Origin of the sequence: Rhodomicrobium sp. R_RK_3 (assembly GCF_002198715.1) — a bacterium.
Classification (GTDB): domain Bacteria; phylum Pseudomonadota; class Alphaproteobacteria; order Rhizobiales; family Rhodomicrobiaceae; genus R-RK-3.
On the sequence record NZ_MWLK01000033.1, the window covers coordinates 218862 to 235670 of the forward strand.

14 protein-coding genes and 1 pseudogene are annotated in these 16809 nt (G+C 67.7%); 4 read left to right on the forward strand and 11 right to left on the reverse strand.

Going from position 1 to position 16809, the window contains the following annotated elements; genetic code table 11:
* Positions 1 to 69: 69 nt before the first annotated feature.
* Complete coding sequence (locus BLEFHOIH_RS20575) at positions 70 to 1188, reverse strand: acetylserotonin O-methyltransferase (protein WP_245297122.1); 1119 nt, start codon at positions 1186 to 1188, stop codon at positions 70 to 72.
* Between the two features lie 249 nt (positions 1189 to 1437).
* Between BLEFHOIH_RS20575 and crtD the strand changes: the two genes are divergently transcribed.
* Positions 1438 to 2979: a 1-hydroxycarotenoid 3,4-desaturase CrtD gene (gene crtD, locus BLEFHOIH_RS20580; RefSeq protein ID WP_088347912.1), complete on the forward strand. Its 1542-nt coding sequence runs from the start codon at positions 1438 to 1440 to the stop codon at positions 2977 to 2979.
* A 47-nt stretch (positions 2980 to 3026) separates the two neighbouring features.
* Positions 3027 to 3842, forward strand: a complete 816-nt coding sequence (locus tag BLEFHOIH_RS20585; RefSeq protein WP_348626061.1) for a hypothetical protein — start codon at positions 3027 to 3029, stop codon at positions 3840 to 3842.
* Between the two features lie 140 nt (positions 3843 to 3982).
* Here the strand turns inward: BLEFHOIH_RS20585 and bchO are convergent, their stop codons facing one another.
* From bchO to BLEFHOIH_RS20635, 10 genes and pseudogenes are all read right to left on the reverse strand, one after another.
* Positions 3983 to 4894 carry an alpha/beta fold hydrolase BchO gene (gene bchO / locus BLEFHOIH_RS20590; protein ID WP_245297108.1) on the reverse strand — a complete coding sequence of 304 codons (912 nt, stop codon included), beginning with the start codon at positions 4892 to 4894 and terminating at the stop codon, positions 3983 to 3985.
* On the reverse strand, positions 4891 to 6618 hold the full coding sequence (locus BLEFHOIH_RS20595) for a magnesium chelatase subunit D (RefSeq protein ID WP_245297109.1): 1728 nt from the start codon (positions 6616 to 6618) through the stop codon (positions 4891 to 4893). The genes bchO and BLEFHOIH_RS20595 overlap by 4 nt, the downstream gene beginning before the upstream one ends.
* Positions 6615 to 7643, reverse strand: a complete 1029-nt coding sequence (gene bchI, locus BLEFHOIH_RS27050) for a magnesium chelatase ATPase subunit I (protein WP_088347914.1) — start codon at positions 7641 to 7643, stop codon at positions 6615 to 6617. Before bchI ends, BLEFHOIH_RS20595 begins: the two co-directional genes overlap by 4 nt.
* A gap of 157 nt (positions 7644 to 7800) precedes the next feature.
* Complete coding sequence (locus tag BLEFHOIH_RS20605; protein ID WP_088347915.1) at positions 7801 to 8067, reverse strand: hypothetical protein; 267 nt, start codon at positions 8065 to 8067, stop codon at positions 7801 to 7803.
* Between the two features lie 9 nt (positions 8068 to 8076).
* Positions 8077 to 8550 (reverse strand): TspO/MBR family protein, encoded by a 474-nt coding sequence (locus tag BLEFHOIH_RS20610; RefSeq protein WP_088347916.1) that lies wholly within the window; start codon positions 8548 to 8550, stop codon positions 8077 to 8079.
* Complete coding sequence (locus BLEFHOIH_RS20615) at positions 8547 to 9740, reverse strand: geranylgeranyl diphosphate reductase (RefSeq protein ID WP_088347949.1); 1194 nt, start codon at positions 9738 to 9740, stop codon at positions 8547 to 8549. Before BLEFHOIH_RS20615 ends, BLEFHOIH_RS20610 begins: the two co-directional genes overlap by 4 nt.
* An 81-nt stretch (positions 9741 to 9821) precedes the next feature.
* Positions 9822 to 11093 (reverse strand): annotated as a pseudogene (locus BLEFHOIH_RS20620) (BCD family MFS transporter); the annotation flags it as partial.
* On the reverse strand, positions 11090 to 12004 hold the full coding sequence (gene chlG / locus BLEFHOIH_RS20625) for a chlorophyll synthase ChlG (RefSeq protein WP_088347917.1): 915 nt from the start codon (positions 12002 to 12004) through the stop codon (positions 11090 to 11092). The gene chlG and the pseudogene BLEFHOIH_RS20620, both read right to left, overlap by 4 nt.
* 280 nt (positions 12005 to 12284) lie before the next feature.
* A complete protein-coding gene (ppsR, locus tag BLEFHOIH_RS20630; protein WP_088347918.1) occupies positions 12285 to 13703 on the reverse strand; it encodes a transcriptional regulator PpsR in 1419 nt (472 codons plus the stop codon).
* Positions 13704 to 13760: 57 nt separating this feature from the next.
* Positions 13761 to 14657, reverse strand: a complete 897-nt coding sequence (locus tag BLEFHOIH_RS20635) for a cobalamin B12-binding domain-containing protein (protein WP_170937289.1) — start codon at positions 14655 to 14657, stop codon at positions 13761 to 13763.
* A gap of 348 nt (positions 14658 to 15005) precedes the next feature.
* Here BLEFHOIH_RS20635 and bchF point away from each other — a divergent pair, with 348 nt between their 5' ends.
* Entirely contained in the window at positions 15006 to 15521 is a 516-nt protein-coding gene (gene bchF, locus BLEFHOIH_RS20640; protein ID WP_088347920.1) for a 2-vinyl bacteriochlorophyllide hydratase, read from the forward strand.
* Entirely contained in the window at positions 15518 to 16807 is a 1290-nt protein-coding gene (locus BLEFHOIH_RS20645; RefSeq protein ID WP_088347921.1) for a ferredoxin:protochlorophyllide reductase (ATP-dependent) subunit N, read from the forward strand. The genes bchF and BLEFHOIH_RS20645 overlap by 4 nt, the downstream gene beginning before the upstream one ends.
* Positions 16808 to 16809 lie beyond the last annotated feature (2 nt).

Genomic DNA, 16809 nt, shown 5'->3' on the forward strand with positions numbered 1-16809 from the left:
AATTTGCGTATGTGTAAGGTTAACTTGACACACAAAACTGTCAATACAAATTGTCACACCCCCCTTGTCTCAGCCTGGGCGCGCCGCAACGAGATTTGTGAGCAGCGGCCGCCGGGTCGCGAGCGGGCGGATGCGGACGAAGCCGGCTTGGCCGAGCAGCGCGCGGATTTCGTCGAGGCTGCGCGGGCGGCCCCGACCCATAGCCAGCAGATAGAATCCGAAATAGGCGTCGCTGACGGCGCGCGAGCCGCCAATGCCCGACATGATTTCGGCGACGAGCAGGACGCCGTCCTCCGGGATGGCGCGGCGAACGGCGCGCAGCAGGGCGAGGACGGTCGCGTCGTCATGATCGAGCAGGATGCGGTTGAGGGTGATGAGATCGGCGCCCGCCGGCAGCGGATCGGACAGGAAACTGCCGCTGTGGATTTCAGCCCGGCCGGCGAGGCCGCTGGCGGCGAAGCGGGCGGATGCGCACTTGGCGACGGCGGGCAGGTCGAACAGTTTTAGCCGGAGCGCTGGCACGCGCGCCGCGGCCGCGATCAGGAACGCCCCGTCGCCGCCGCCGACATCGAGCAGGCAGCGATGGCGGCTGAAATCATAGGCGGAAAGGATGTCGTCGGCGATCAGGCCCTGCGACGCCGACATCAGCGCCGTATAGCCCGCGACGCGCGAATCATCGAGGCCGCCGGGCGATTCATTCGCGGCATAGCCCCAATAGCGGGAGAGTTCGGTGCGCTCATGCTCGCCGCGCAGCAGGGCCACAGGGTCGCGCAGGTCGGCGTAGAGCATGGCGTGATGCTCGACCATGGCGGCGATGCCGGGATTGCCGTGCAGCGCCGCGCCGAGCATGGCGAGCCCATAGCGGCCACCCGCGCGCTGGGCAACCAGCCCCAGCGCCTCCGCCGCCGCCAACAGACGGCGCATGGCGTCCGGCGGCAAGTCGCATTGCCCCGCGAGCACATCGGCCGTCAGCGGACCGTCCCAGAGCCTGTCGAACAGTTTCAGCCGCACGCAGGCCGCCAAAACCTGTGAATAAACAAAGCCCGCGCAGAGATCGAACAGCGCGCCAGCATTCCGGCGGGCAATGCGGCGCGTCGGCGGAAAGCTCGATGCCCAGCGCTGAAAGCGTGGGCTTGCCACCAGCCGGTCGCGCCATCGCAGCACCCGGTCGAACCAATGCGCCTGCACGGCTGTGCGCCGGTCCGGCCCGTCTTCCGCCGCCGCCCGCAAGCGCCCGGCATCGTCCGTCCGGGCGAAGGCCCGGCGCGGCGATGTCGTCAATGGATGCCCCTCAGGACCGGCCAAAACCATCGCCCGCCTCTCCGGGCCGTCGCGGCCCGTTATCTGATTGTAAGTTTTCTGAGACATTTTATACTGTCAACAAAAATGGACAGTTGACGCTCTGCGCGTCACGCCAGCAGGAGGAATGCCCAGCACATGCGCAGCGACCGGGTCATCATCATCGGCGCGGGGCTGGGCGGGCTGGCGGCGGCTATTGATCTCGCCGCGCATGGGCTGGACGTGCTGGTGCTGGAGCGGGCGGCGCAGGCGGGCGGCAAATTGCGGCGCGTCGATATCGGCGGCGCGAGCATCGACGCGGGGCCTACGGTCTTCACCATGCGCCCGGTCTTCGAAGCGCTGTTCGCCAAGGCCGGTGCGCGGCTTTCCGATCACCTCACCTTACAGCGCGCCACGACGCTCGCCCGGCATGGCTGGCCCGATGGCAGCCGCCTGGACCTGTTCGCCGACATCGACCGCTCCGCCGATGCCATCGCCACTTTCGCCGGTCCGCGCGAGGCGGAGGGCTATCGCCGCTTCGTCGCCGACGGCCGCCGCATCTACGAAACGCTCGATGCCCCCTTCATCCAGAGCGCCAAGCCGAGCCTGCCCGGCCTCGTCACCCGCGTCGCCGCCGCGACGCCGCGCAATCTCTGGTGCATCCAGCCCTACAGCTCGCTCTGGCGCAAGCTCGGCTCCTATTTCCGCGACCCGCGCCTACGCCAGCTTTTCGGCCGCTATTCGACCTATTGCGGTTCCTCGCCCTTCCACGCGCCCGCCACGCTGATGCTGATCGCCCATGTCGAGCAGCAGGGCGTCTGGCTGGTCGAAGGCGGCATGCACAAGATCGCCGAGGCGCTGGTCGAGGTCGCGCGCGGACAAGGCTGCGAAATCCGCCCCCTCACCCATGTCGAGGAGATCCTGGTCGAGGACGGCGCGGCGCGGGCCGTGCGCCTCGCGACCGGCGAGCGCATCGAAGCCGACGCCATCATCTGCAACGCCGATGTCAACGCGGCGGCGAGCGGCGCATTCGGCCCCGGCGCGCGCAAGGCCGCCAGCATCGTGCCGCCCCGCCGCAGATCGCTCTCGGCCATGACCTGGGCCATGGCCGCGCGCGCCTCCGGCTTCCCGCTGCTGCGCCACACCGTCCTCTTCTCCGACGACTACCCGGCTGAATTTGCCGCCATTTACCGCCACCAGCGGGTGCCGCTACGGCCCACCGTCTATGTCTGCGCCCAGGATCGCGGCGATGCCGACCAGCCGCCCATCGGCGAGCCCGAGCGGCTCTTGTGCATCGTCAACGCGCCGGCTCTCGGCGACCGCCTCACCTACGACGAACGGGAGATAGCAAGATGCGCGGCTTCGACTTTTGGAGCTCTCAGCCGCTGTGGCCTTCAGATCGAGCGGCAGCCGGAGATGACGGTCACGACGAGCCCGGCGGATTTTCACCAAGCCTTCCCGGCGACCGGGGGCGCGCTCTACGGCCCGGCCTCGCACGGCTGGCAGGCGTCGTTCCGGAGAGCTCCGGCGCGCAGCCGGATCGCGGGCCTCTATTTCGCGGGCGGCAGCACCCATCCGGGGAGCGGCCTGCCGATGGCGGCCTTGTCGGGCCGGCTGGCGGCGGAAGCCTTGCGGACGGACCTGGCTTTGCGCAAGCGGTTCCACCCGGTGGCTATGCCTGGTGGTATGTCGACGGCCTGAGCGACGACGGCCATCACGGCATCACGCTGATCGGCTTCATCGGCAGCGTGTTCTCGCCCTATTACGCCTGGTCGGGCCGGGGCGATCCGGAAAATCACTGCGCACTGAACGTGGCGCTCTACGGGCGGCGCGGCCATCGCTGGGCGATGACCGAGCGCGGCCGGGGCAGCATCGAGCGCGACGCCTCCGCCCTCCGCATCGGCCCGAGTTCGATGGCCTGGGACGGCGATGCGCTGACGGTCTCCTTCGATGAGCTGACGACGCCGATCCCGCGCCGGGTCAAGGGCAAGGTGCGGCTCTATCCCTCCGCACTGCCCGGCCGCCGTTTCGTGCTCGACCCGGCGGCCCGTCACCGCTGGTCGCCGATCGCGCCCTGCTCGCGCATCGAGGTCGAGCTGGAACGCCCGTCGCTGAGTTGGAGCGGCCACGGCTATCTCGACAGCAATGACGGCGACGAATCGCTCGAAGCCGGCTTCCGCCATTGGGACTGGGCGCGCGCGAGTTTCGACCGGGGCCGGCGGGCTGCGCTTCTCTACGACGTGCTCGACCGGGATGGCGTCTCTCACAGCCTCGCATTGCAGACGGATCGCAGCGGCCGGATGGACGAGGTCGAGCCGCCGCGTCCGGTGAGGCTGCCGAGGACGCTCTGGCTGATGCGCCGCCGCACCCGCGCGGATAGTGAGGACGGCGTCAAGGTCAGCGCCACGCTGGAGGACGCACCTTTCTACGCCCGCACGGTGCTCTCGACGCGGCTCCTGGGGCATCAGGGCCCGGCTATGCATGAGAGCCTGTCGCTGGACCGCTTCGCCACCAATTGGGTGAAGTCGCTGCTGCCCTACCGGATGCCGCGCCGGCTGTTTTAGCCGGGGCCCTCCCCCCACAGACGAAATCCCCGCGAAGGCGGGGATCCAGTATTCACAAACTCGAAATTGGCTTTCTGCGTAACAACTTGCGCCGCGGCGTATTGGATCCCCGCCTTCGCGTGGATTGCGAAAAAGGGGATTTATGGGACACGCCTACTGGCCTCCGGCGTCAGGCCGCCTACGGTCGTAAAAATCACCTCCGCAACCCGCGCCGGGTCTTCCTCGTGCGCGAGATGGCCGAGGCCGCGCAGCAATTCCACCTTCGCGGCAAGCATCGTCTCGGCGAGCTTGAACGCCTGATCGGGCGGGACGGCGAGATCGTGGCTGCCCGCGACCAGCGTCACGGCGCACGGCAGGCGCGGCAGCTCCTGCGCCAGCGGTGAGAGCTTCCAGCGCGCCATCATATTGAGAGCGGCGGAGACGTGGACCGGCGAGCGGAACAGCCGCTGATAGATCGCCAGCCCCCCCGGCGAAATCGTCGAGCCGGTGCCGCCGATGACGCGCTCGACGGTGCGGCGGTCGCGCGCCCGCCAGGCGAAGAATCGCGGCGCGACCGGATTGATGAACAGCACCTTGGCCATGCTCGAAATGAAGCGGCCGGCCGCGCCGCCATAGGGTATCAGCGCGCCGTTGAGCGAGATCAGCAGGCGCGGCGCGATCTGGCGGTCGAGGATCATCTGCGCCAGGATTGCGGCGCCGGCGGAGTGGCCTACGACAATATCCGGCTTAACGCCGAGCCGCTCGACGAGCCCCGCGAGGGCCGCCGCCATGCCCGGCAGCGACATCTGCATCGATGGTAGCGGGTCGGTGAAGCCGTGGCCGGGGAGGTCCGGTGCGATCACCGTGAAGCGCTCGGCCAGAAGCGGCAGCAGCCCCGCCCAGCTATGCGTCGAGGCGCCCGTACCGTGGGCAAGCAGCATGACCGGGCCGCTCCCCGCCTGCTGGACATGCCAGCGCAATCCGGCGGCTTGGACGAAGCGGCTCGTCTCGCGGTTCGGCCAATCGCGCCCGTCGCGATCCCAGACCAGCGCGCCGTCGCCATTGCCGCTCACCGCGCCCGCGCCTGTTTGACGGCCGAGGACAGCGCGGCGGAGTTCAGCGCAGGCAGCGCGAGATAGGACGCCCCCATGGAATGGGCGATTTCGGCCGCGCGCGGGTCGGGGCGCGGCGAGGTGTCGATGAGCAGGCTGCGGATCTCGGTGGATTTCAGCAGGCGGGCCGAGGCGAGCGCGTGGTCATGCGCGATGTGACGGCCGGGCCGCCCGTCGCGGGCGACATTGGCACGGCCATCGGTGAGCAGGACGATCAGCGGCGTCTGGCCTCGTTTCCGTGCCGATTGGGCAACGGCGATGGCGGCATCGATGCCAGACGCCAGCGGCGTGCCGCCGCCCGCGGGCAGGCCGATGAGACTGCGCTTGGCGCGGACCAGCGATCGCGTCGGCGGCAGGATGAGGTCGGAGGTCTTGCCGCCGAAGACCAGCATCGCGACGTGGTCGCGCCGGACATAGCACTCGGCGAGCAGGGATTCGACCGCGCCTTTGGCCTCCGCCATGCGGTTGAGGGCCAGCGAGCCGGAGGCATCGACGGCGAAGATGGTCAGCGTCTCGGATTTGCGCGCGAAGCGGATGACGCGGAAATCGGAGGCGCGGATCTGCAAGAGGCCGGGGCGCTCGGCGCTTTGCGATTGCGACCGGATGCGCTGCCAGGGCGCCGCCGCGCGCAAGGTGGCGACGAGGTCGAGGCGGCCGCCCCGGCGCAGGTCACCTTGCATGATGCCCGTCCGTCTGCCACGCGTGAGCGAGCGCTGCTTCACTCCGGCCTGCCCGGAGGATTTCGAACGCATGGCCGCGCGCTTTGCGCCGAGCCGGGCCAGCACATCCGGCGGCAGCGCAGCGCGGACGGCCTCGACGACAATCTCACTGAGCGCTTCGGCCTCCGACTGCGTCTCGCTCTCCGGCTGGTCGCCGGGCGCGTCGGGCTGCTGGTCTTCTTCCGGCTGCTCCTCGTCCGATTGCGGCAGCCTCGTCGCGCGCCAGCCGAGGACGAGTTGCCCGGCAATGGCGAGATCGGCGCCGCTCAGCGCGTCGCGGCCGTCCAATGCGGCGGCGATCTTGGCCACTTTCAGCGCCAGCAGAGGCGCGCGAACCGACACGATGCCGAGCGCGGTGGCGGCCCCGCAAATGGCTTCAATGGCCTCGGTCTCAACGCTGACCCGCGGCAGGCATTCGCGTGCGGCGGCGATCGCGTCCGCCTCGCCCAACTCACCGCTGCGGATCGGTGTCAGATCGACCTGCATCGCGATGCGTTCGGTCAGCGAAGCGGGCGCCTGTTCGTCTTCACAAAGGCCTTCATCCAGCAAAACGAGGCCGAACCATGCGGAAAAGCGCTTGGTCAGGCCGTCGCGCTCCAAGGGCACTTCGCCCCGATCATGCACGCTGGCGATCCGGGCTGCATGTTCCGGCGACAGGCGCTCGGCCGAGGGGATGATGAGCGCGCCGCCGTCGGATTCGGCGAGCAAGCCCCGCTCGGAGACCAGACGGCCCGCTGCGAGGCTTGCGCTCAGATCGAGGCCGCCGAGCAGGCGGTCATCGGTGATGCCGAGGGGCATTTTCCGAAAGGGGCGATCCGGCAGCAGCGCGCGCAACAGCGCCAGCCATTCGTCCCGCGCCGGGCCGGGACCTGCGCGGAGGCAGATGCCTGTGCCCCAGGGGTCGACGGCAAAAATGCGCGCAGCCAGCGTCGCGATCTCTCCGGGAGATTTCGGCGCCTGGATCACGACACGAAAACCTCGGCGATGGCGCGGTCGATGCGCGCGGTCGATCCGGCCTCGTCGAGCGGATCGCGGCGCAGGCGGTGGCGCAAGGCCGACGGCGCGACCTGTTTCAGATGCGCCGCGCCGACCGCGTCGCCGCCCTGCAGGCAGGCCAGCGCCCGCGCCGCCCGGATCAGCGACAGCTCGCCCCGCAGCCCGTCCGTCCCGAGCGCCATGCACAAGGTCGCTGCCGTCTCGAGCGTGGCGTCGGGCACTTCGATGGAGGGCAACCGGTCGCGCGCGGAGGCGATGGCGTCGCGCAAATGCCTGTCCTGGCCGGCCCATTTCGCCGCGAACGCTGCCGGGTCGCGCTCGTAATCGTCGCGGCGGCGGACGACATCGACGCGGGTCGGCATGTCGGTCGGGGTCAGGATTTCGACGGAGAGGCCGAAGCGGTCGAGCAATTGCGGGCGCAGCTCACCCTCCTCCGGATTGCCGCTGCCGACCAGGACGAAGCGCGCCGGATGCCGGACGCTAAGGCCCTCGCGCTCGACGACGTTTTCGCCCGAGGCGGCGGCGTCGAGCAGCAGGTCGACGAGATGGTCGTCGAGCAGATTAACCTCGTCAATATAAAGGAAGCCGCGATTGGCGCGGGCCAGCAGGCCGGGTTCGAACGCCTTTTCCCCGCGCGTCAGGGCCCGCTCCAGATCGAGCGCGCCGACGATGCGGTCCTCGGTCGCGCCGAGCGGCAGGTCGACGACCGGCACCGCGACGCGTGCGACGGCGCCGGGCGCTTCCGCCGCCCGCGCGCGGCAGGCGTCGAGACAGAGCGAGCGGTCGGCGCGCGGGTCGCAATTGCAGGGGCAGCCGGGCGTCACCTCGATCTCCGGCAGCAGCGCCGCGAGGCCGCGAATGGCGGTGGACTTGCCGGTGCCCCGGTCGCCGAACACCAGCACGCCGCCGACGCTGGCATCCACCGCGGCGATCAGCAGCGCCTGCTTCATATCCTCTTGCGCGACGATGGCGGAGAAGGGAAAGGCGACCGGCATGTTCGGCTCCGTTAAGGCGGTCAGATGCGCAATTCTGTCGTTATCCCCGCGAAAACAGGGATCCAGGACTCCGCAGCATCTCCTGTGTTTACTGGATCACCGCTTGCGCGGGGATGACTTGCGTAGGAGTGGCTGGGCGATCGCATGTCATCCCCCGTCAGCGCGTCAGCCTGCCGCGCAAATCGGCGAGATGCACGGCGAATGCGGCGAGGAGGAAAGCGGCGATCCAAACCCAATTGCCGCCGGTCAGCGCGACGCGCAGGGCCAGCAGCAGGAAGGCGCCGGAGAGCAAATAGCCAACGAGCCCGAGCGCTTCCATGCCGAGCCCCTTGCGGCGCGTGTAGATCCATAGCCCGGCAAATTCGGCAAGCATCAGCGCCAGGATGAGATCGACGATGCGGCCGGAGAGGAAGAGCTGTTCCATCGCCTGGCCTCAGAACGGCGCGTTGAGCTGGACGACGCGCCAGTTCAGCGCGCTGGCAAATGTAACCCAGGCGAGATAGGGGACGAGCAGCAGCGCGGCGGGCCTCGAATAGCGCGCGAGCACCAAGATGAGGACGAGGATCGAGAGCCAAAGCGCGCCGACTTCGATCAGCGCCCAATCGGGACGGCGCATTCGGAAGAACAACAGGCTCCACAGGACGTTCAGGAAGCCGTTCAGCGAGAACAGCGCGACCAGCCATTCGCGGTCTTCACGGGTGGGCTCGTCGCGCCAGGCGGTCGCGGCGGAGAGGCCGGCGAGCGCGAAGATCAGCGTCCAGGCGGGGCCAAACAGCCAGTCCGGCGGCTGCCACGCTGGCTTTTGCAGGCTCTGATACCAGGGGCCGATATCGGTCACGGTGCCGCCGACCGTGGCGACCAGCAGCGCCGCCAGCAAGGCGATCACGATGGGTCTGGCGTTACTCATCGCGGCGCCGCGAGGCCGAGCAGATGCGCCAAATCCTTGAAGAAGATGCGGATATGGGCCATCGGGTCCGAGCGGACCAACTCCTTATGCATGTAGGATTGCCAGGTCAGCCGCTGCACATCCGGGTCGCGGCAGATTTTCACGAAGCGCTCGCGCCGTTTATCGCTGCGGTACCAGAAATATTGCATGATGCCGAGGATGAGGAAGACGCGGCCATGCGCCTTCATGAAGCGCTTGCGGGCGGTCGCCAAGGCGCGGGCATCGCCGGTTTCCAGGAAGCTGCCGACGGCATCCGCCGCCATCTCGCCGCAGACCATGGCGTAGTAGATGCCCTCGCCCGAGGCCGGCGCGACGACGCCCGCCGCGTCGCCCGCGAGGACGAAATTGCGGCCATCGTCCCAGCGCTTGAGCGGGCGCAACGGGATCGGCGCACCTTCGCGGCGGAGGGTCTTGGCGTCGCGAAGGCCGGCGGCTTCGCGGGTGGCTTTGGTTGCGTCGCGCAGGGAAAAGCCCTTATTGGCGCTGCCGACGCCGACGCTGGCCGTCTTGCCATGCGGAAACACCCAAGCGTAGAAATCCGGCGACAGCCTGCCCTGGTAATAGACCTCGCAGCGTGAGCCGTCATAGGTCGCGGCGGGCGTTTCCGGCACGGCGACGATCTCGTGATAGGCGAAGACGAAGGGCGATTTCTTCACTTTCGGCAGCGCGCTGCGGCCGACGGCGGAATTGGCGCCGTCCGCGCCGATCACCGCCCGCGCCCGGATGCTGCGGGATTCCTCGGCGTCCTTATATTGGACGAGCACGGTGCCGTCGCTCTGGCGGGTGAGGCGGGTGAAGCTGCCGGTGCGGCGCTCGGCTCCGGCGAGGGCGGCGCGGTCGCGCAGCCATTCGTCAAAAATCTCGCGGTCGACCATGCCGACATAGCCGCCCGCATCGATCGGCATGTCGACGCGGATGTCGGAGGGCGAGATCATGGTGGCGGCGGAGATGCGTGCGCAAATCAAGCTGTCGGGAATGGCGAAATCCTTGACGAGGCGGGGCGGGATGGCGCCGCCGCAGGGTTTGATCCGCCCGGCCCGGTCGAGCAACAGCACGGAGCGGCCCTGGCGCGCGAGCGTCGTGGCGGCGGTCGCGCCGGCCGGCCCGCCGCCGATCACCGCGACGTCGAAAACATCCCGTCTCTGCATCATGAGCTCCCTCAAGCCAGCCGGCAGCATGTTCTCGCCAATCGATGAAACGCGCGGCGCGGCTACAGAACGCGTTTCGCCTGTGCGGGTGGCGAGGAACGCCGCCGCGATGAACAGCACCGCCTCGCAGGCGAAGACGGTGGAATAGGCGGTGAGCGGGTCGCCGGTCAGGGCGCGGACGAGATCGACCGAGGCCGCGCCGAGAAAGCCGCCGAGGCCGAAGGCGATTGCTTGAGCCGCGCCCCACAGGCCCATCCGCACGCCTTCGCGCTTTTCGCGGCCGGCGCTGGCGAGCGCCATCATCGAGCCGATGGCGGCGACGGCGAAAGCGCCATTGGCAAAGCCGAGCAGGGCGACGGAGAGGCGCAGCGGCCAGTCCGGCGCGGCATGGCCGCCGAGGGCAAGAGCGAAGAGAGCTGCGGCGGAGGCGAGGCAGCCGAAGATCGTCCAGTTGCGCAAGGAGCCGAGCCAGCGTCCGCCGACGGCGCTGGCGATGAAGCCGATCAGCACCATGCCGGCGAGGACGCCGCTATGCTGCACGCTCGCGAGCTGGGTCGATTCGCCGGGCGTATAGCCGAAGACGGAGCCGGCGAAGGGCTCGAGGATGAGGTCCTGGGCGCTATAGGCCAGCATGGACAGGAAAATGAAGAGGGTGAAGTTGCGCGCGTCGGGCTCGGCCCAGATCTGGCGCAAGGCGACGAAGAAGGGGGTTTGGGACGCCGCGCTGGTCTCCGGCTCGTCGGACGGCAGGCCGTGCCGGGGCTCGACGCCCCAGACGGCGATCAGCGCAATCGCCAGGGCGGCGGCCGAAACAGTGGCCGAGATCGTCAGCAGCCGCTCCGGGGAAAATGGATCGAGGAAATGCCCGGCAACCCCTGCCGTGACGATGAACCCGGCCAGCATCATCACCCAGACGATGGTCGCGGCCGCGGCTCGCCGGCGCGGCGCGACGCGCTTGGCCAGCAGCACCAGCAGCGACGTGCCCGCCGCGCTGACGCCGACGCCGATCATGGCGAAGGCCAATGTCGCGAGCGCCAGTCCGGCGGCGAAATGCGTCGCCATCAATACGGTGCCGCCCGCCGCCAGCACGCCGCCGAGCGACAGCACCGCCATGCCGCCGACGATCCAGGGGGTGCGCCGTCCGCCGACATCGGAGCCGTAGCCCATGCGCGGCCGGGTGATCTGCACGGCATAATGCAGCGCGACCAGCAGGCCGGGCAGCAGCGCCGCAAGCTGCAATTCAACCACCATCACCCGGTTCAAGGTCGAGGTCGTCAGCACGACCACCGCGCCGAGCGCCGTCTGCACGAGGCCGAGCTTGACGATGCCGAACCATCCGAGCGGGCCGCGCGTCATGCCGCCCCCGTCGCGACCGAGCTGACCGCATAGGCGCTGATCAGCATTCCGGTGACATAGAGCGTGGTGCCGGTGGCGTTATAGATGGGCGCGCGCTCACGCGGTTTTTTCACGAACCAGCGCATCAGACCGAGCTGCGCCAACAACGAAACGACGATTGCGAGCGCGTGCCAAGGCCGTCCCCAGGACAAAAGCAGGCCCGCGACGACGATTTGCGGCACGGCCATCACCACGCAGGCCAGATAGGCGGCCTTCGCCGCGCCGAGTTGCACCGGCAGGCTGCGCACGCCCATGCGCTGATCGCCTTCGATGGACTTGAAATCGTTGAGAGTCATGATGCCATGCGCGCCGATGGAATAGAGCACGGCCAGCGTGATGATGCGCCAGTCCGGCAACGCGCCCGCCATGATCGCCGCGCCGGTGAACCAGGGCAAGCCCTCGTAGCAGCCGCCGACGGCGGCATTGCCCCACCATCCGTTCAGCTTCAGGCGGAAGGGCGGCGCGCTGTAAGCCCAGGCCAGCGCCAGACCGATGATGGCGGCGATGAAGGCCCACAAGCCGAGCACGGCGGCGACGGCGAGCGAAAGTCCGGTCCAGATCTGCGCAATGTGCAGGCCCCATCGGCCGGGGATGCGCCCGGAGGGGATCGGCCGGTTCGGCTCGTTGATGGCGTCGACATGGCGGTCGAACCAGTCGTTGACGGCCTGGCTGGTGCCGCAGACCAGCGGTCCCGCGAGGATGACGCCCAGCAGAACCTCGGCCCAGCGCTCGCTGGCGGGAACGCCCGACGAGGCGATGCCGCAGCCATAGGCCCACATCGGCGCGAACCAGGTGATCGGCTTCAACAGCTCCAGCACGGCGCCCGGCGTGGGCCGTCCGGTCAGGGAAGCAGTCAGAGCGGTATGGTCCATTGCAGCGCCTGATCCGGGCAAATCGAATGGGGCGATGATAAAAGTGACAGTCTCGATGCGTCAACTAAAGTTTACACATCGGGATGATGGGCGCGGGGATGTTGTGGAGAGGTCGAGCCGGTGACTCCCCCTCACCGGCCGCTGCGCGTCCGCCCGCTCCCGCGAGGGGAGAGGGCGGAGCCGTGCCGGATGGCAGTCACAGCTTTGCCGGCTGCGCCACTTGCCCTCCCCCGCGAGGGAGTGAGGGCGCTTCTTTTGGCGGCCCGTAAAGCCTGAAGCCTCAGTGACTCTCCTGGCTGTCCAGCTCGCCCAGCCCATGGCGGCGCAGCTTCACGTAAAAACTTTGCCTGCTGAGCCCCAGCATTTCCGCGGCGGATGCGCGGTTGTCGCCCGTCAGCTCCAGCGCCGCCTCGATGCACATCTGCTCGATGATGTCGGTCGTCTCGCGGACGAGGTCGCGCAGCGGCATCCGGCCGACGAGGTCCTTCAGCTCCTCGAAGGAGCGCGGGCCGGCCGGCGCGCGCTCACTGGCGACGCTCAGCGGCGCCTGCGCCTTGCGTATGGTGATGCCGTAGCAGGAGGGCGCGTCACCGCCGGTGACGGCGACGGCGGACAGCTCCACCTCCTCCCGCGCGCCGAATTCGCCGCGTGCGACGGTGGCGAAGCGCCGGACCGAGCCATGCGCGCGAAGATTGGCGATTAAAACGTCCATGTCGACATCGACCCGGCCGAGCCAGCGGTCGATGTTGGCACCTTTGGCCTGCTCTTCGGTGACGAGTTGGGCCAGTTCCAAAAAGGCGGCATTGGCCATCAGGATGCGGGCCGCCTCATCGATCACCACGAAGCCGTCCGGCATGTTGGCGATGACCGCCTGCAGCGAGGATTTCACGGGCAGGTGCTCGATCTCGTCATCGCCGCCGGGGGGCGACAGGCGCAGCAGATAATGCACGCCATTGTCCTGGCGGAACAGCGAGGCCTGCAGCGAGAACTGCTTCTTCGAATTGGCGAGACGGATGCCGATCTCGCGGCCGCGCACGGCGGAGCGCAGTTCAGCGAACAGCTTTTCGGCGTCGCGGGCGCTGGCGCGGTCGAGCAGTTCGAGGAAGGAGCGGCCGACGACGCGCGAGGAGCCGTTGACGATGAATTGGGTTGCCGCCGGATTGGCGTCAACGATCTTCAGGCTGGCGGCGTCGAGAACGATGACAGGTTCGCCGGAGAGCTGGAACAGCGTCTGGTAGCGCGTCTCGGCCTGGCGGAGTTTGGCATATTCGCGCTCCATCTGTGCCTGGGCGGCGACCAGCTTCTGCTGCATCGCGGCCATCGGGCGCAGGTCGCGGCCCATTGCCAGCACATTGCCCTCATCGCCGACGCGGATGGCGGAATAGCGGATCGGAATGTCGCCGCCCTCTTTGGCGAGGTGGTTGACATGACGCCATTGCGAAGCGGTGTTGGCCCGCGATTCCGCCAGCATCTCTTCCACCTTGACCCGGCTCTCGACCGTGACGACATCCAGCCAGGGCCGCCCGACCCATTCGCCGCATTCGCGCTCGAGGAGGTCGCCGCCCTGCAAGGCCAGATCGCGGATGACGCCCTTCTTGTCGATGAGCAGAGTGAGGTCGGATGAGGCGGAAACGAGGTGAGCGACGGTCCCGGCGTCCAAATCGGCAAAGGTTTTTTTGGGCGCTTTGAAGTGTCTCACGGCTGTCCATTCGGCAGCGGCCGCAAAGCCGGAACCCGACCTTCCATCATCGACGTCTCACATTGGTCTTCCCGCCGAACTTTCCAAGGCGCTTTCGGCAAGTTTTATGGCCTCCCGGACATCACCGACGGCGAGATCGGCTCCGACGGCCGGCCTCAGCTCCGGCGATCGCGAAAATATATTGCCGCCGACGATGATCTGCACGGACAGATTTTTACTAAATTTGCGCACATCGTTGATAGTGGAACGCAGAGTGTCAAGCAAGCGCTCGCAGCTCAACGAAAACCCAATCAGCGCAAACCATTGCTCCGCGACCAGCGCGCGCAACTCATCGCGTTCGAGAACCGGTGCGCCGACGACGTGCCAGCCTTCGCGGCGGAAGAACTCCGACACCATCAGCAGCCCGAACGTATGCTGTTCGCTCGGCGTCGGCAGCAGCAGCACGCGCCGCGCCGGCAGGTGAGCGCTCTTTTCGAATTCGAAGGTAAACCGATGCAATACCTGCTGCAATCGCGACGTGGCGACGGTCACGTCAACAAAGTCGATCGCATCCGCTGTCCAAAGTTCGCCAAGCCGGCGCGCGGCCGGCGCCATTAGCTGCAACAGGACGGCCTCGAGCTTCACGCCCCTGTGTAACAGCGCATTGACGTAAGCCGCCGCGACATCGGCCTCCTGTGTCAATACGATCTGCGTAAAATCCGCCAGATGATCGGCGACATCCGTTCGCCGCGTGCCGTTGCGATGGGCGGCGCCCGCCGTCTCGGCATCCTGATGCAGCAGCATCAGCCGCGGAATGATCTCGCCTTCGACGACGTTTTCGAGGCGTTCCTGAAGCTGCTGGTCCTCTTTGCGGACCTCCTGACCGGCGAGGAAATAGCGCCGGTCGAAACATATCTCGTCTTCTAGTGCTCCGCCCCCTGAAGCCGGTCCGCTTTTCGCGGCGCCTCCGGCCATGTGGGGTTGTCTAGAGCCCACCATTGGAAACCACTCCCCCGTTCTTTCGGATGGGAGAACATGAGTCAAAACTCACATTCAGGCCGTTCCCTCGAAGATTTTTCTGAGCGCTCATTGATTGCTGCGCTCTTTAGCCATGCAAATTATGCACGAAGATTATTGCCCGGCAAATTCAAAACTCGGGAGACGGACAAGAGAGCTGGCTCTTAACCATCATATGCACAGGGCACGCTATGTCAAAATTTATTTACATACGTACTGTCAGGTATGGTTGACAGTCGGTTTTCCCCGCACTTAGACTGACATGGCAAATCGCGCGCCAGTTCGCTGGCGCGCGGGAGGGGAGCCATGAAGCATCGCAGCACGTCAGGGCGGAGGGCGCCGCTCTACACCGCCGAGGAGCGCCGCCGCCGCGATGCAACGGTCTGGACGCTCGTGCAGGGCGTGCTGGCGCCGGTTCAGTTCCTGGTGTTTCTCGCCAGCCTTGCCCTGGTGCTGCGCTATCTGTCGACGGGCGAAGGGCTGGCGCTGGCGAGCTGGTCGATCGTCGCCAAGACGCTGGTGCTCTACACCATCATGATCACCGGCTCGATCTGGGAGAAGGTGGTGTTCGGGCGCTATCTGTTCGCCCCCGCCTTCTACTGGGAAGACGTCTTCAGCATGCTGGTGCTGGGACTGCATACGGCCTATCTCGCGGCGCTGTTCGGCGGCTTCCTCAGCCCGCGCGAGCAGATGGTGCTCGCCCTCGCCGCCTATGCGGCCTATGTGATAAATGCGACACAGTTTCTGCTGAAATTGCGCGCCGCCCGCCTCGATCAGTCCGCAGCCGCCCATCGGGCCGCTTTCGCCGAGGTGACTGGATGAGTGCATCGGGGGCAGGAGCGATCGCGCGCGAGGGGACGGGCTGCCCCGAGCCGGAGATTCTGAGACAGCGCGGCCAGCGCGAGGTGTTTTGCGGCCTGACCAGCATCGTCTGGCTGCACCGGAAGATCCCGGATGCGTTCTTCCTGGTGGTCGGGTCGCGCACCTGCGCGCATCTGATCCAATCCGCCGCCGGCGTGATGATCTTCGCCGAGCCGCGCTTCGCCACCGCCATCATCGACGAGCGCGACCTCGCCGGCCTCGCCGACATGAATGTCGAGCTGGACCGCGTCGTCGGGCAATTGCTGGCGCGCCGGCCGGACATCCGGATGCTGTTCCTGGTGGGGTCATGCCCGTCCGAGGTCATCAAGCTGGACCTGTCGCGGGCGGCCTCCAGGCTGTCGCAGATCCACATGCCGCAAGTTCGGGTGGTGAATTACAGCGGCAGCGGCATCGAGACGACTTTTACGCAGGGCGAGGACACCTGCCTCGCCGCGCTCACCGAGCATCTGGACACCGCGCCCGCCGATGAGCGCTCGCTGCTGGTCGCCGGGTGCCTGCCCGACATCGTCGAAGACCAGTTCCGCCGCATTTTTGAGGAACTCGGCATCGGCCCGGTGCAATTCCTGCCGCCGCGCAGCAGCCTTGCCCTGCCGACGGTCGGGCGCGGCACGCGGGTGCTGTTCGCGCAGCCCTTCCTCGGCGAGACGGCGCAGGCGCTGGCCAAGCGCGGCGCGCAATTGCTGCCCGCGCCTTTCCCCTTCGGCGCGGAGGGCACCGCGCTCTGGCTGAAAGCAGCCGCCGACGCCTGGGGGATCCCGGACCTCGAATTCCGCAAAGCCATCGCCCCGCGCCGCGAACGCGCCCAGCGCGCGCTCCAGCACTATCGCGAGACGCTGGCGGGCAAGCGCATCTTCTTCTTCCCCGACACCCAGATGGAGCCTTCGCTCGCGCGCTTCCTCCACCGCGAGCTCGGGGCGGAGCTGATCGAGGTCGGCTCCCCCTATTTGAACCGCCAGCTCGTCGACATGGACCTCGCGATGCTGCCCCCGGGCGTCACCATCAGCGAGGGCCAGGACGTGGAAATGCAGCTCGACCGCTGCCGCGCCGCCCAGCCTGATCTGGTGGTCTGCGGGCTTGGCCTCGCCAATCCGCTGGAGGCCGAGGGCATCACCACGAAATGGGCGATCGAGCTGGTGTTCTCGCCCGTGCACGGCTTTGAGCAGGCCGGCGATCTGGCCGAATTATTTGCACGCCCGCTGGTGCGCGGCCAAAGGCTGAGGGTCTAGGC